Annotated in this window: 12 protein-coding genes; 8 read left to right on the top strand and 4 right to left on the bottom strand. The window is 72.9% G+C overall.

Annotation, left to right across the window (positions count from 1 at the left end; genetic code table 11):
- Window positions 1–154 precede the first annotated feature (154 nt).
- From FEF34_RS25430 to FEF34_RS25400, 7 genes are all read left to right on the top strand, one after another.
- A complete protein-coding gene (locus FEF34_RS25430) occupies window positions 155–1183 on the top strand; it encodes an aspartate-semialdehyde dehydrogenase (RefSeq protein ID WP_138055220.1) in 1029 nt (342 codons plus the stop codon).
- A gap of 215 nt (window positions 1184–1398) precedes the next feature.
- Window positions 1399–3969, top strand: coding sequence for an aminopeptidase N (gene pepN, locus FEF34_RS25425; RefSeq protein WP_138055219.1), 2571 nt, complete (start codon window positions 1399–1401; stop codon window positions 3967–3969).
- Window positions 3970–4173: 204 nt separating this feature from the next.
- Entirely contained in the window at window positions 4174–5688 is a 1515-nt protein-coding gene (locus FEF34_RS25420) for an ATP-binding protein (RefSeq protein WP_171053085.1), read from the top strand.
- Window positions 5685–6092: a roadblock/LC7 domain-containing protein gene (locus FEF34_RS25415; protein WP_138055217.1), complete on the top strand. Its 408-nt coding sequence runs from the start codon at window positions 5685–5687 to the stop codon at window positions 6090–6092. The genes FEF34_RS25420 and FEF34_RS25415 overlap by 4 nt, the downstream gene beginning before the upstream one ends.
- Window positions 6089–6451, top strand: coding sequence for a DUF742 domain-containing protein (locus FEF34_RS25410; RefSeq protein ID WP_138055216.1), 363 nt, complete (start codon window positions 6089–6091; stop codon window positions 6449–6451). The genes FEF34_RS25415 and FEF34_RS25410 overlap by 4 nt, the downstream gene beginning before the upstream one ends.
- Entirely contained in the window at window positions 6432–7061 is a 630-nt protein-coding gene (locus tag FEF34_RS25405) for a GTP-binding protein (RefSeq protein ID WP_138055215.1), read from the top strand. The genes FEF34_RS25410 and FEF34_RS25405 overlap by 20 nt, the downstream gene beginning before the upstream one ends.
- Before the next feature lie 364 nt (window positions 7062–7425).
- Window positions 7426–8238 carry an alpha/beta fold hydrolase gene (locus FEF34_RS25400; RefSeq protein WP_138055214.1) on the top strand — a complete coding sequence of 271 codons (813 nt, stop codon included), beginning with the start codon at window positions 7426–7428 and terminating at the stop codon, window positions 8236–8238.
- A gap of 294 nt (window positions 8239–8532) precedes the next feature.
- Here FEF34_RS25400 and FEF34_RS25395 read toward each other — a convergent pair whose 3' ends face one another.
- Window positions 8533–9135, bottom strand: coding sequence for a hypothetical protein (locus tag FEF34_RS25395; protein WP_234042555.1), 603 nt, complete (start codon window positions 9133–9135; stop codon window positions 8533–8535).
- Between the two features lie 660 nt (window positions 9136–9795).
- Here FEF34_RS25395 and FEF34_RS25385 point away from each other — a divergent pair.
- Window positions 9796–11025, top strand: coding sequence for a S8 family peptidase (locus tag FEF34_RS25385; RefSeq protein WP_171053084.1), 1230 nt, complete (start codon window positions 9796–9798; stop codon window positions 11023–11025).
- A 204-nt stretch (window positions 11026–11229) separates the two neighbouring features.
- Here the strand turns inward: FEF34_RS25385 and FEF34_RS25380 are convergent, their stop codons facing one another.
- From FEF34_RS25380 to FEF34_RS25370, 3 genes are read right to left on the bottom strand one after another with little or no spacing between them, the layout of a single operon-like run.
- On the bottom strand, window positions 11230–11472 hold the full coding sequence (locus FEF34_RS25380; RefSeq protein ID WP_138055211.1) for a hypothetical protein: 243 nt from the start codon (window positions 11470–11472) through the stop codon (window positions 11230–11232).
- 20 nt (window positions 11473–11492) lie between these two features.
- Window positions 11493–13664 (bottom strand): 4-alpha-glucanotransferase, encoded by a 2172-nt coding sequence (malQ, locus tag FEF34_RS25375; RefSeq protein ID WP_138055210.1) that lies wholly within the window; start codon window positions 13662–13664, stop codon window positions 11493–11495.
- Window positions 13665–13958, bottom strand: a complete 294-nt coding sequence (locus FEF34_RS25370; RefSeq protein WP_407698307.1) for a hypothetical protein — start codon at window positions 13956–13958, stop codon at window positions 13665–13667. It abuts the gene before it with no gap.
- Between the last annotated feature and the right edge of the window lie 64 nt (window positions 13959–14022).

Raw genomic sequence — 14022 nt, 5'->3', positions numbered from 1 at the left:
ACGCCCGCCCTCCGTGCGTGCGGGCCTCCTCGGGTGTGAGGAAGGCCATGCGTCCCGCCCCTCGGACAATGGATTGGACAAAACGGCCGTGGACAGACGCATCATGGAAGACACCCAGGCCATGCAGGCTGCACAAGCGTACGGAGGAGTCCCCGTGAAGGTCGGAATCGTCGGAGCCACCGGGCAGGTCGGCACGGTCATGCGCAGGATCCTCGCCGAGCGGAAGTTCCCGGCCGACGAGCTGAGGCTGTTCGCGTCCGCCAGGTCCGCGGGTTCCACGATCGAGTGGCAGGGCCGGGAGATCACCGTCGAGGACGCCGCCACCGCCGACTACTCCGGCCTGGACATCGTGCTCTTCTCGGCAGGCGGCGCGACCTCCCGGGCGCTCGCCGAGAAGGTCGCCTCCCAGGGTGCCGTCGTGATCGACAACTCCTCCGCCTGGCGCCGGCACCCCGAGGTGCCGCTGGTCGTCTCCGAGGTGAACCCGCACGCGGTCAAGGACCGCCCGAAGGGGATCATCGCCAACCCGAACTGCACGACCATGGCCGCGATGCCCGTGCTGAAGCCGCTCCACCGGGAGGCCGGGCTCACCTCGCTCGTCACCGCCACCTACCAGGCCGTCTCCGGCTCGGGCCTGGCCGGTGTCGCCGAGCTCGACGGCCAGGTGCAGGCCGTCGCCGAGCGGGCCGCCGAGCTGACGCACGACGGCGACGCCGTCGTGTACCCGGAGCCGGGCGTCTACCAGCGCCCCATCGCCTTCAACGTGCTCCCGCTGGCGGGTTCGATCGTCGACGACGGCTCCCACGAGACCGACGAGGAGCAGAAGCTCCGCCACGAGTCCCGCAAGATCCTGGAGATCCCGGAGCTCAAGGTCTCCGGCACCTGCGTCCGCGTCCCCGTCTTCTCCGGGCACTCGCTGCAGGTCAACGCGCGCTTCGAGCGTCCGCTGAGCGTGGAGCGGGCCTACGAGCTGCTGGCGGGCGCGGAGGGCGTCGAGCTCTCCGACATCCCGACCCCGCTGCAGGCCGCGGGCAAGGACGCCTCGTACGTGGGCCGCATCCGGGTCGACGAGACCGTGGAGAACGGTCTCGCCCTGTTCGTGTCGAACGACAACCTGCGCAAGGGTGCCGCGCTGAACGCGGTCCAGATCGCCGAGCTGGTGGCCGACGAGCTCAAGGGCTGATCTCCGCCCGCCGCACCACGGGGCGGGGTCGCGTGCCGAGCGCACGGGACCCCGCCCCGTCGTCGTGCGGGAACGGCCCGGTGGCCCGGGCGGAGTGGCACCGGAACGGGCCCCGCGGGGGAGTCCGCCCGGGGGACGGGCGGGCCGCGACAGGCCCGTGGAAGGATGGGCCGAAACGTCACATACCGAGGACGCAGAAGCGAGGAGATGACCGGGTGCCTGGCACAAACCTGACCCGCGAAGAGGCACAGGCGCGGGCGCGCCTGCTCACCGTTGACTCGTACGAGATCGACCTCGATCTCACCGGGGCGCAGGAGGGCGGCACCTACCGGTCCGTGACCACCGTGCGCTTCGACTCCGCGGAGCACGGCGCGGAGACCTTCATCGACCTGGTGGCGCCCGCGGTGCACGAGGTCGTGCTGAACGGCCACCCGCAGGACGTGGCCGCGGTCTTCAGGGACTCGCGGATCGCGCTGCGGCATCTGCACGAGGGCCCGAACGAGCTGACGGTCGTCGCGGACTGCGAGTACACCAACACGGGCGAGGGACTGCACCGGTTCGTCGACCCGGTGGACCAGCAGACCTACCTGTACACCCAGTTCGAGGTGCCGGACGCCCGCCGGGTGTTCGCGAACTTCGAGCAGCCCGATCTGAAGGCCACCTTCCGGTTCACCGTGAAGGCGCCCGAGGGCTGGACGGTGGTCTCCAACTCGCCGACGCCGGAGCCCAAGGACAACGTCTGGCACTTCGAGCCGACCCCGCGGATCTCCACATACATCACCGCGCTGATCGTCGGTCCGTACCACTCCGTGCACAGCTCCTACGAGAAGGACGGGCAGAGCGTGCCGCTGGGCATCTACTGCCGTCCGTCGCTCGCCGAGTTCCTGGACGCGGACGCGGTCTTCGAGGTCACCCGGCAGGGCTTCGACTGGTTCCAGGAGAAGTTCGACTACGCCTACCCGTTCGCGAAGTACGACCAGCTCTTCGTGCCGGAGTTCAACGCGGGCGCGATGGAGAACGCGGGCGCGGTGACCATCCGCGACCAGTACGTGTTCCGCTCGAAGGTGACGGACGCGGCTTACGAGACGCGCGCCGAGACGATCCTGCACGAGCTGGCGCACATGTGGTTCGGCGACCTGGTCACCATGGAGTGGTGGAACGACCTGTGGCTGAACGAGTCGTTCGCCACCTACACGTCGATCGCCTGCCAGGCGTACGCGCCCGGCTCGAAGTGGCCGCAGGCGTGGACGACGTTCGCCAACTCGATGAAGACCTGGGCGTACCGGCAGGACCAGCTGCCGTCAACGCACCCGATCATGGCCGAGATCAACGACCTGGACGACGTGCTCGTCAACTTCGACGGCATCACGTACGCCAAGGGCGCCTCGGTGCTGAAGCAACTCGTCGCCTATGTCGGCACCGACGAGTTCTTCCGCGGCGTGCAGGCGTACTTCAAGCGGCACGCCTTCGGGAACACCCGGCTGACGGATCTGCTGTCGGCGCTGGAGGAGACCAGTGGCCGCGATCTCAAGACCTGGTCCAGGGCCTGGCTGGAGACCGCCGGGATCAACGTCCTGCGGCCGGTGATCGACACCGACGCGGCCGGGACGATCACCTCGTTCGCGGTCAAGCAGGAGGCCCCGGCGCTGCCGCCGGGTGCGAAGGGCGAGCCGGTGCTGCGCCCGCACCGCATCGCGATCGGCTTCTACGACCTGGACGGGGCCGGCAGGCTCGTGCGCACGGTCCGCGTCGAGCTGGACGTCGACGGCGAGTTCACCGCGGTGCGGGAGCTCGTGGGCAAGCACCGCCCGGCGGTCGTGCTGCTCAACGACGACGACCTCACGTACGCCAAGGTCCGTCTGGACGAGGAGTCGCTCAGGACCGTCACCGAGCACCTGGGCGACTTCACCGACTCGCTGCCCAGGGCCCTGTGCTGGGCCTCCGCGTGGGACATGACCCGCGACGGGGAGCTGCCGACCCGCGACTACCTGTCGCTGGTGCTGTCGGGCATCGGCAAGGAGTCGGACATCGGCGTGGTGCAGTCGCTGCACCGGCAGGTGAAGCTCGCCCTGGACCTGTACGCGGCGCCGGAGTGGCGCGAGACGGGGCTGACGCAGTGGACGGACGCGACGCTGGCGCACCTGCGCTCGTCGGAGGCCGGCAGTGACCACCAGCTGGCCTGGGCGCGGGCGTTCGCGGCGACCGCGCGCACCCCGCAGCAGCTGGATCTGCTGCAGGCCCTGCTGGAGGGCCGGGACTCGATCGAGGGGCTGGCCGTGGACACGGAGCTGCGCTGGGCGTTCCTGGAGCGGCTGGCGGCCACCGGCGTCTACGACGAGGAGGAGATCGCGGCCGAGCTGGCGCGGGACCGCACGGCCGCCGGTGAGCGCCACGCGGCGACGGCCCGGGCGGCCCGTCCGACGCCGGAGGCCAAGGCCGAGGCCTGGGAGTCGGTCGTCGAGTCCGGGGCGCTGCCGAACGCGGTGCAGGAGGCGGTCATCGGCGGCTTCGTGCAGACCGACCAGCGCGAGTTGCTCGCTCCGTACACGGAGAAGTACTTCGCGGCGGTCAAGGGCGTGTGGGAATCGCGTTCCCATGAGGTCGCCCAGCAGATCGCCGTGGGTCTCTACCCGGCGCTCCAGGTGTCGGCGGAGACGCTCGACGCGACGGATGCATGGCTGGATTCAGCCGCTCCGAACGCGGCACTGCGGCGACTCGTCCTCGAGTCCCGCGCGGGTGTCGAGCGGGCGCTGAAGGCCCGCGCGGCGGACGCGGCAGCGTCCTGACCTGCGGGGCCGCGAGCCCCGCACGGCGCAGCTGAGGGCGCCCCGGAGCCATCGGGTCCGGGGCGCCCTCGCACATGTCCGACAAGCCTCATCAAGGGTGTGTCCGAAGTGTGACCCGGCGTCAACAGCCCTGCCCTGAAACGACTATGCTCCCTCACCGTCGCCATATGATCGTTTCCGTTCAAATGATTTTTAAGGGTGCTGATGATCCGTGAGGAATCGTCGCCCGGAAGTGGAAGCCCGCGATCCGCGGCCGCTTTCGGGTGGCTGCTGCCCGCCGCTCTGACTGCCGTCGCCACCGTGATCACGGTGCTGCTGGTCCCCACTCCGGCTCGTGTCCCCGTCGCGGTCATCGGCGCCGTCGCCGCGGTCGCGGTCGCCGCCATCGGTGCCGAGGCCGCCCGCCGAGGCAGGGTGGTGGACTCGCTGCGGCGCGCCGTCGCCGAACGCGACTCCGTACTGGCCCACCAGGCCTCCCAGACGGCGCACCTCGCCAGCACCCTGCTGCCGGAGGTCGTGGAGCGGCTCCGCAGGGGCGAGTTCCCGGAGGACGTGCTCGCCTCGCTCAACGCCCCTGAGGCCCACCAGGCCGTCGTCCGCACCGTCGTCGACGCCGTCGTCGCCGAGGAGGACCTGCGCGAGTCCGCACAGCGCGCCTTCGTGAACATCGCGCGCCGGGTGCAGGCCATCGTCCACCAGCAGGCCCAGGAACTGCGGGAGATGGAGGACCGGCACGGCAAGTCCCCGCAGATCTTCGGCGACCTGCTCCGCCTCGACCACGGCACCGCGCTGATCGGCCGCCTCGCCGACTCCATCGCCGTGCTCGGCGGCACCAGGCCCGGCCGCCAGTGGAGCCGGGCCGTGCCCCTGTACAGCGTGCTGCGCGGCGCCATGTCGCGGATCATCGACTACCAGCGCGTCGAGCTGCACTCCGTCTCCGAGGTGGCCGTCACCGGCCCGGCCGTCGAGCCGCTCATCCACGCGCTGGCCGAACTCCTCGACAACGCGACCCGCTACTCCCCGCCGCAGACCAAGGTCCATCTGACGGCCGTCGACGTCCAGTCGGGCATCGCCGTCGAGATCGAGGACGGCGGCGTCAGCATGAGCGAGGAGGCCCGCAAGCGGGCGGAGCGGATGCTGCGCCAGGCCCAGCAAGGCATCGACCTCAACGACCTGGGCGAGACACCTCGTCTCGGCCTCGCCGTGGTCGGGCGGCTGGCGCAGGCGTACGGCTTCCAGGTCTCACTGCGGCCGTCCGCGTACGGCGGCGTCCGCGCGGTCCTCGTCGTACCGCAGGACCTGATCACCACGACCGCGACCGCGACCGGTCTCGCCCACGGCATCGGAGCCTCGTCCGTGCCCCGGACGACGCTCCCGCCCGAGGCCGTCCAGCCCGCGCCGGCGCCCCAGGCGGCCGCGGTCCCCCCGGTGGCCGCAGTCCCCCAGGTCCCCGTCACGCGGCGCCCTGCCAGCGGACCGGTGGCCTCCGAGCCCGACCCGGTGGTGGTCGAGCGGACCCCGAACGGCCTCCCTCAGCGGCGCCGCAAGACACCCTCCGTCGCACCCACCGCACCCACCACGCCGGCGTCGTCCACGCCGAACGCGGCTCCGGAGCAGGAGCCCACTCCGCAGGTGCAGCCCGGAATGTGGCTGGCCGCCTTCCAGAGCGGTCTGTCCGGGGAGCCCACCGACGCTAGCAAGGGGAACACGCAGCCATGACTCAGCAGCAGGCCAATATGGACTGGATGCTCAAGGACCTCGCGGAAGGCGTGCCGCAGACCAGGCACGTGGTCGTGCTCTCCGCCGACGGTCTGCGCATGGCCCAGTACGGCACGGACACCGACACCGCGGACCGGCTCGCCGCCGCCTGCGCCGGGCTCCAGTCCCTCGCCGCCGCAGTGGGCTCGGAACTCCCGCGCAGCGAGGGCCGGATGAGGCTCGTCGTGATCGAGATGGACGGCGGCTTCTTCTATCTCATGGCCGCGGGCGCCGGAGCGTTCCTCGCCGTACTCGCCGACGAGGGCGTGGACGCCGGGCTCATGGGCCAGCGGATGCGCGACCTGGTGCTGCGGATCGGCGACCACCTCAGCAGCCCGCCTCGCCAGGACGGTGTGGCCAGGTGAGCCACCCGGGCGGCGGGGACTGGGAGGAGGCCAGTCCCGAGCGGCTCTACGTCATCACGGGTGGCCGCAGCAGCACGTCCGCCCTCGTCGAACTGGACCTGGTCACACTGATCGTGGCCAGGTCCCGGCCGAAGCCCGGCATGCAGCCGGAGCACGCGGCGATCATCGAGCTGTGCCAGTCGCCCCTGTCGGTCGCGGAGGTCTCCGCGTACACGGGGCTGCCGGTCAGTGTCGTCACCGTCCTCCTCGGCGACCTCCTCGCCGACAACCGGGTGGTCGCCCGCGCGCCCGTCCCACCCGCCATACTCCCCGACCGCGCTTTGATTGAGGCAGTGATCGATGGACTTCAGAAGCTCTGAGCAGTCGGCACCGACGGCCGGGCCGCGGAGCGAGGACGCGCTACCCGAGACGGCCGCGGCCGCCGTCAAGGTGGTGATCGTCGGCGGCTTCGGGGTCGGCAAGACGACGCTGGTCGGATCCGTCAGCGAGATCCGGCCGCTGACCACCGAGGAGACGATGACCCAGGCAGGGGTCGGCATCGACGACACCTCGGGCATCGGGGGCAAGACCTCCACGACCGTGGCCATGGACTTCGGGCGCATCAGCGTCAACGAGGAACTGGTGCTGTACCTGTTCGGCACGCCGGGGCAGGAGCGCTTCTGGTTCCTGTGGCGCGGGCTGTTCGAGGGGGCGCTGGGCGCGGTGGTCCTGGTCGACACCCGGCGGCTGGAGGTCAGCTTCGACGTCATCGGCCGGCTGGAGGAGCGGGCCGTACCGTTCGTCGTGGCCGTCAACACCTTCCCGGACGCGCCCGATTACCCGATCGAGGAACTGCGCGGGGCGCTCGACCTTCCGGACTCGGTGCCGATCGTGCCGTGCGACGCCCGGAAGCGGTCGTCGAGCAGGGACGTGCTGATGACGCTGATGCGGTACCTGCAGAGTCTCGCGATGGCGCAGGAGGCGTCCTGAGCGGATTGCCGGCGGGAGCGGTGCGGTGGGGCCCTGAGCAGCGCAACGACCCGACGGCGGGGCCGCGACCGTGAGTACGGCCCCGACGGTGCGCCCCCGAGCCGTACGGGCCGGGCGGGGTGCGGACGGGAACGGTGACCCATCGGGCCGGGCGCCCCTCCCGCGTGTATCGGCCCAACCGACCCGCCGTCCGTTCATCCGCCGGGGGCGCGGCGCTCTGCCCCCGTCGGCGGATCCCGGCCCGCGGGCGACCTGCCCCGGGCCGGGATCCGTCCCGAACGCGGCGATGAGTTCTCCCGGCCCCGGGAGTCATACCCGTGTCACCGCGACCGCGGATGCACGGCTTCAGGGAGGACGACCGGCCATGACCACCACCCACACCCTCGACGTCCCCGGCGGGCGCCTGTACTACGAGATCCGCGGCTCGGGACCGCTGGTCATGGTCATGGGGGCGCCCATGGACGCCGGGGAGTTCGCGCCCTTCGCCGACGTCCTCGCGGGGGACCGCACCGTGGTCACCCACGACCCGCGCGGCATCTCCCGGAGCCGCCTCGACGACCCCGGGCAGGACTCGACCCCCGAGCTGCGGGCGGACGACGTCGCCGCGATCCTGGACGCGCTCGGCGCCGAGGCCGCGGACGTCTTCGGCAGCAGCGGCGGTGCGGTCACGGGGCTCGCGCTGGCCACCCGGCACCCCGGCCGGGTGCGGACGCTCGTGGCGCACGAACCGCCCCTGCTGGAGCTCCTTCCCGACGCCGCCGAGCAGCGCGTCGCGACCGACGACCTCATCGAGACCTTCCACCGGGACGGCGTGGGCGCGGCCTGGGCGAAGTTCATGGCCAACGCGGGCTTCGACCTCGGCGGGGACGAGGCCCCCGGCCCTCCACAGGGCGAGCCCTCGGAGCGGGACCTGGCCAACAGCATCCGATTTTTCGCCCACGAGCTGCGTCACACGGCCCTGTACAGGCCCGATCTCGCGGCGCTGGAGTCCGGTCCGGTCCGGGTGGTCGTGGGCATCGGCGCCGACTCGGGCGGCCTGGTCACGTACCGGACCTCGACGGCCCTGGCCGAACGCCTCGGCGTCCCGCCGGTCGAGTTCCCGGGTGATCACGGCGGATTCCTCGGGCGGCCCGTGGAGTTCGCGGACATCCTGCGGAAGGCACTCGCGGGCGGATGAGCGGGCCCCGGCCGCTCTCCCCCGAGCGGCCGGGACGGAACGGCGGCGCCCCCGCCGGGCGATGCCGGCGGGGGCGCGTTCGGGGCGGGCCGGGGCTCAGCCGTCCTGGCGCAGGCGCGCGTACTTCCTGGAGGGGGTGGCCGACTGAGCCACCGCTCTCCGCCACGGCCCGCCGGTCCTCCGGCGGGCCGTTCCCTTCGGCACCGCGCCCGGAGACAGGCTCGTAGACGCCGGTGATCGCGCGGGGCCGGTACCCGGAGTGCCGGCCCCGGGCTCAAGGCCGTGCCCGACCCGTCAGCGCTGCTTGACGAACGCCCGGCCCGCCTTCGAGCCCGCCGAGCAGGAGTTCTTCTCCGCCGCGGTCATCTTGCGGCTCTTGACGACGACCGCGTTGCTCTTGCCGTCCGTGCCGTTCTTGGCCGGGCCGGTGATGGTGTCGCCCCAGAACCAGTAGTAGTGGCCCCACTTGGGGCTGTCGTAGTGGGTCTGCCAGGTGCCGGAGACCCGTTGCATCACCTGGGCCCGGGAGATCCAGCCGACCTCTCCCGGCCGCACCGTCATGTTCAGCGAGCTGCTCTCCGTGTGCGTGCTGGTCCAGGTGTGGCTGTAGCTGGCCGTCACGCTCAGGTCCACTATGCCCGCGATGTTCCCGCCGGCCGTGACCGAGACGCCCACCGAGTCCGTGGAGCCGACCGAGTCGGTCCACGTCATCGACTGGGTGGCGGGGGACGTACTGCAGTTGAAGAGCGAGTCGGAGACCTGGCGGAACTCTCCGAGGTACGCCTCGCCGAGCGTCGGGTCGTTGAAGCTGCACTTGCCCAGACCCGACTCGCAGTCGGCCGTGAGGAGTGCGCGGGTGGGTCCGTCGTCCGCGGCCGCCGTGGAGGTGGCCGCCACGAGGACTCCACAGGTTGCCGTCGCAACGGCGACTGCCCGGACGCCCCGACTCAGGGCGTGACTCATCGTCATACTGGTGCCTTTCACACGTGCATGGGGAGTCGGTGAACTGCGCTGCCACACCCGAGAATTCGGGCGCTTACCAAGCCGCAACCACCGCCTGTGAACGTGAGATTGTCCCAGTGGCCACGCCAACCCCACCAAGAACAAGCAAAGTTGTAGTTGATTGCGAAACCGAACTTTCCGGTAACCGCACCAAACGCGAACAACCGTGGACGGACCCTTCGACGGACCTTCCGGCGCGCCCCGACGGGCCTCGGGCGCGACCGGGCGGATCCGCCCCGAAGGAACGATCGGCGGCGACGAGCGGCGTCGTCGCGCCTTCCGGCCCGGCCCCGGGGGGTCCCGCGGTGCGTCATGTGGCGCACGGCATGCCGACGGTCGCGCACCCGGACCGCGCACCCGGCCTCGCCGTCCGCGCGCGGCACCCCACCCGGAACGGTCCGTCACCCGCGTGGGCGCCCCGCCCCCGGGTGAGTGGCAGCAGTCGGGGGAGATCCGTGCCCGCGTCCGGGCGATCGGCTGACAAGGGCTCAAGCGGCGGTGCGGCCGGGTCGAAAAAACGGTGACATGATCACCGTCGATCGGATGGGAGTATCCATGCGACTGTTCGCGCGCCGCGCGGCCGCCGCTCTGCTGCTCGCCGTGTCCGCCACCGCCCCCGGGGTGACCGCGCAGGCCGACACGGAAGGGCCGACCCCCGCCCCGCTGTACCGGTCGGCCGAGCCGGTGAAGGGCAGCTACATCGTCGCTCTGCGCGAGGGCGCCGACCCGGTGGCGGTCGCCCGCGACGCGGGCGTGAAGCGCAGGTACACGTACAACCGGGCCATGCGCGGGTTCTCCGCGACGCTGAACGCGAACCAGCTGGAGACCATGCGGCTCGCGCCCGGCGTCGCGGCCGTGGAGGAGGACGCGCGGGTGTCCGCGCGCCGGCTCCCCGAGAGTCCGCGGGTCCCGTCCCTGGACCGGCTCCCGGACCCGCGCGGTGCCGCGGCCCTCCGCCGGCAGGCCGCGAGCTGGGGGCTCGACCGGGCGGACCAGCGAGCCCTGCCGCTCGACGGGCGGTTCACCGCGGCCTCCACGGGCAAGGGCGTCACGGTCTACGTCGTCGACACCGGGATCGACTACGACCACATCGAGTTCGGCGGCCGTGCCGCCCTCGGGTTCGACGCCGTCGGCGACGGCCGCCGCGGCCAGGACTGCGAGGGCCACGGCACGCATGTCGCGGGGACGGCGGCGGGGGCGACCTACGGGGTGGCGCCCGAGGCCCGCCTGGTCAGCGTGCGCGTGCTCGACTGCGCGGGCGAGGGGGCCTGGTCCAGGATCATCGCGGGCCTCGACTGGGTGGCGAAGAACGCCCGGCAGCCCGCCGTGCTGAACGCCTCCCTCGGCGGCTCCACGTCCCCCTCCGCCAACGCCGCCGCCAAGGCCGTCTTCGACAGCGGCGTGCTGCCCGTCGTCGCGGCCGGCAACTCCGCGGAGGACGCGTGCGGCGTCTCGCCCGCCAGCGCGCCGAACGCCCTGACAGTCGGTGCGACCGACACGGAGGACGCCGAGACCGACTACAGCAACTACGGGCGGTGCCTCAGGATCTACGCACCGGGCAGCGACATCAGGTCCGCGCGGATGGGAGGTGGCACCACGACGATGAACGGCACGTCGATGGCCGCCCCGCACGTGGCCGGCGTCGCCGCGCTCTACAAGGCGGCCCACCCCACGGCCGGCCCCCAGGAGGTCGCGGACTGGCTCGTCTCCCAGTCCACGAAGAACGTCGTGAGGAGCATCACCCGGGGTTCGCCGAACCGGCTGCTGTTCACCGGCGGACTGTGACCCCGCCCCGGCGCGGGGCGCGCGCCGCCGCAGGGCCGACGGCTGCGTACCGTCGGCCCCGCGGCCGCACCCGGCGCGGCCCGCCGGTGCACCGGCGAGGGCGCCGCACGGTGTGCGTACCGTGCGGCGCCCTCGGAGATCCGCAGCGCGGCGCCGGCTGCGCGGCGCCCGCCGGCCCGGTGCCCCGGGCCTCGCGTAAGGGAGTCAGGCCTGCTTCTTCTTGGGCCTGTCGGACTTGTCGAGGACCATCACCAGGCCCGCGATCAGTACGAACAGCGCGATCGGCGCCACGACGAACAGGCCGAGCGTCTCGGCCACGCTCAGGCCGGCACCCGGGTCGTCGCCGTCGTCGCGGGTCAGCGCGAGCGCGGGGGACGACATGAGCAGCATCATCAGCGTCGTACCGGCCGCGACGGCACCGGCGCGCAGGGCGTTCTTCTTGTCCACGGTGCAAACGTAGCGAACGGCTAGGACGGCCGCGCGTCCGGGGTGCCCGTACGGGGAACGGCCCCCGGCCGGAACACCTCCATGAGGGCGTGCAGCCTCGGCGAGGCGGCCAGGTCGTCCAGGGTCATCGGGCGGCCGGCGGCGTCCGCGACGGGCAGCCGCCAGTTCGGGTACTGGTCCCAGGTGCCGGGCAGGTTCTGCGGCCGGCGGTCCCCGACGGCGTCGGGCAGCCAGACGCCGACCATGCGGGCCGGGGTGCGCAGCAGGAACCGGTACACGGCGCGGATCTCGCCCTCCTCGTCGTGGGAGCCCTCGGGCAGCAGACCGAGCCGGATCAGGCAGGCGCGCCATTCGGCCACCTCGGCGGAGTCCGCCGTGCGTTCCTGGTCCAGCGGCCGGGTGAGCAGGCCCAGCCGGTGGCGCAGCGCCACGTGCTCGCCCGAGAGGCGGGCCGCGGTGGACGGCAGGTCGTGGGTGGTGGCCGTGGCCACACAGCCCTCGCGCCAGTCCTCCGGCGGCAGCGGCCGGCCGCTGCCGGTCCAGTCGCGTTCGAACCAGAGGACGGACGTGCCGAGCACGCCCCGGCGCGAGAGGGCCTCGCGCACCCCGGGCTCGACCGTGCCGAGGTCCTCCCCTATGACGACCGCCCCGGCGCGGTGGGTCTCCAGGACGAGGACGGCGAGCATCGCCTCGGCGTCGTAGCGGACGTACGTGCCCTCGGTGGGCTCGGCCCCGACGGGGACCCACCAGAGCCGGAACAGGCCCATGACGTGGTCGAGCCGCAGCGCGCCGGCGTGCCGCAGGAGCCCGCGCAGCAGCCCCCGGTAGGGGGCGTAGCCGGAGGCGGCGAGGACGTCGGGCCGCCACGGAGGCAGACCCCAGTCCTGGCCCCGGGCGTTGAACGCGTCGGGCGGGGCGCCCACCGACATGCCCGGGGCGAAGGCGTCCTGCTGGGCCCAGGCGTCCGCGCCGCCCGGGTGCACGCCGACCGCGAGGTCGTGCACGATCCCGACGGCCATCCCGGCGTCCCGGGCCGCGGCCGCGGCCGCGGCCAGCTGCTCGTCGGTCAGCCAGGCGAGCCGGCAGTGGAAGTCGACGCGGTCCATGAGGTCCCCGCGGGCGCGGGCCGTCTCCGGGGAGCGCGGGTCGCGCAGGCCCTCCGGCCAGGCGTGCCAGTCGGAGCCGTGGACCTCGGCGAGGGCGCACCAGGTGGCGTGGTCGTCCAGCGCCCGGCCGCGCTCGGCCAGGAAGGCGCAGTACGCGGCCCGGCGGCCGGGTCCGAGGGGAACCCGCAGGACCAGCTCCAGTGCCCGGTGCTTGAGCCGCCACACGGCGTCGCGGTCGATCAGCGCGCCCTTCTCCAGGACGGAGGCGCGCAGTTCGGCGGCCTGCTCCAGGAGCGCGTCCAGCCGGCACCGGTCCTGGCCGGTGACGTACGCGCACTCGGGGATGTCCTCGATCCGCAGATGCACGGGGTCCGGGAACCGGCGCGAGGAGGGGCGGTACGGGGACGGGTCGGTCGGCGTGCCGGGCACGGCCGCATGCAGCGGATTGACCTGCACGAACCCGGATCCGAGGGCGCGGCCCGCCCAGGACGCCAGCTCCGCGAGGTCCCCGAGATCGCCCATGCCCCAGGAGCGGCCGGACAGCAGCGAGTAGAGCTGGACCAGGAAGCCGTGGACCCGCTCGGCGGGCTGGTCCACGGCCTCGGGGGCGGCGACGAGTACGGCGCTGCCGGTGCGCCCGCCGGTCGTGCGCACGGTCAGCCGGTGCACCCCGGTGGGCAGTTCCGACCAGCCGTGCGCGGCGGAGGGGCCGCCTCCGGCAGGGGGCTGCTCGGCGGACGGTGATCCGGCGGTGCCCGGCGCGGGCGCGCGGGGGACGGTTTCACGCCATTCCAGCAGGCCACCGTCCTCCAGGTCCACGCGCACACGGGCGCCGGGCGGGACTGCGACGGGAGGCGGCCCGGTGACGGGGAGCCACGCCACCACGGTCGGCGGGAGCAGCCGCCCACCGGCGGCGGACTCGGCTGCCGCGAGGGCCACGCGGACCGCGTCCGGCGTGGCCGCGTCCACACCGAGGGCGGCGAGCACCGCGACGACCGTGGAGTCGGGGACGGGGACGCTGACACCTGCCGAGGGCGAGTACGTGGTGGCGACACCGTGCAGCGCGGCGAGCCGGGCCAGGCCCATTCAGACTCCTGGGGACTCCGAGCCTCCGGCGTCGCCGGTGGCGGTGGGTTCGCTGGTGAGGGGGGCGGCGTCGAAGAGGGGAGGCTCACTGGTCAGCGGCAGGGCGGCCGAGAGCGGGGGCTCGCTCGTGAGCGGACCGGCGTCTGCGAGCGGGGGCTCGCTGGTCAGGGGCGGCACGGAGGTCAGCGGCGGCTCGCTGGTGAGCGGGCCGGGCACCGGTTTGGACAGGGCGGGGAGCAGAAGCTGTGCGGGTGCGGCCACGGAGGGCCTCCTCACGGTGAGGCAACAGGACATGGGCAGCCCTACCCAGTGGGCGCGGCCGCAGACGTACACCTCTCGTCAACGTGTTCCGTGTCAC

The organism is Streptomyces marianii (genome assembly GCF_005795905.1).
Taxonomy (GTDB): Bacteria; Actinomycetota; Actinomycetes; order Streptomycetales; family Streptomycetaceae; genus Streptomyces; species Streptomyces marianii.
The sequence above is the reverse complement of the archived record's forward strand: the minus strand, read 5'-3'. Positions and strand labels throughout refer to the sequence as shown.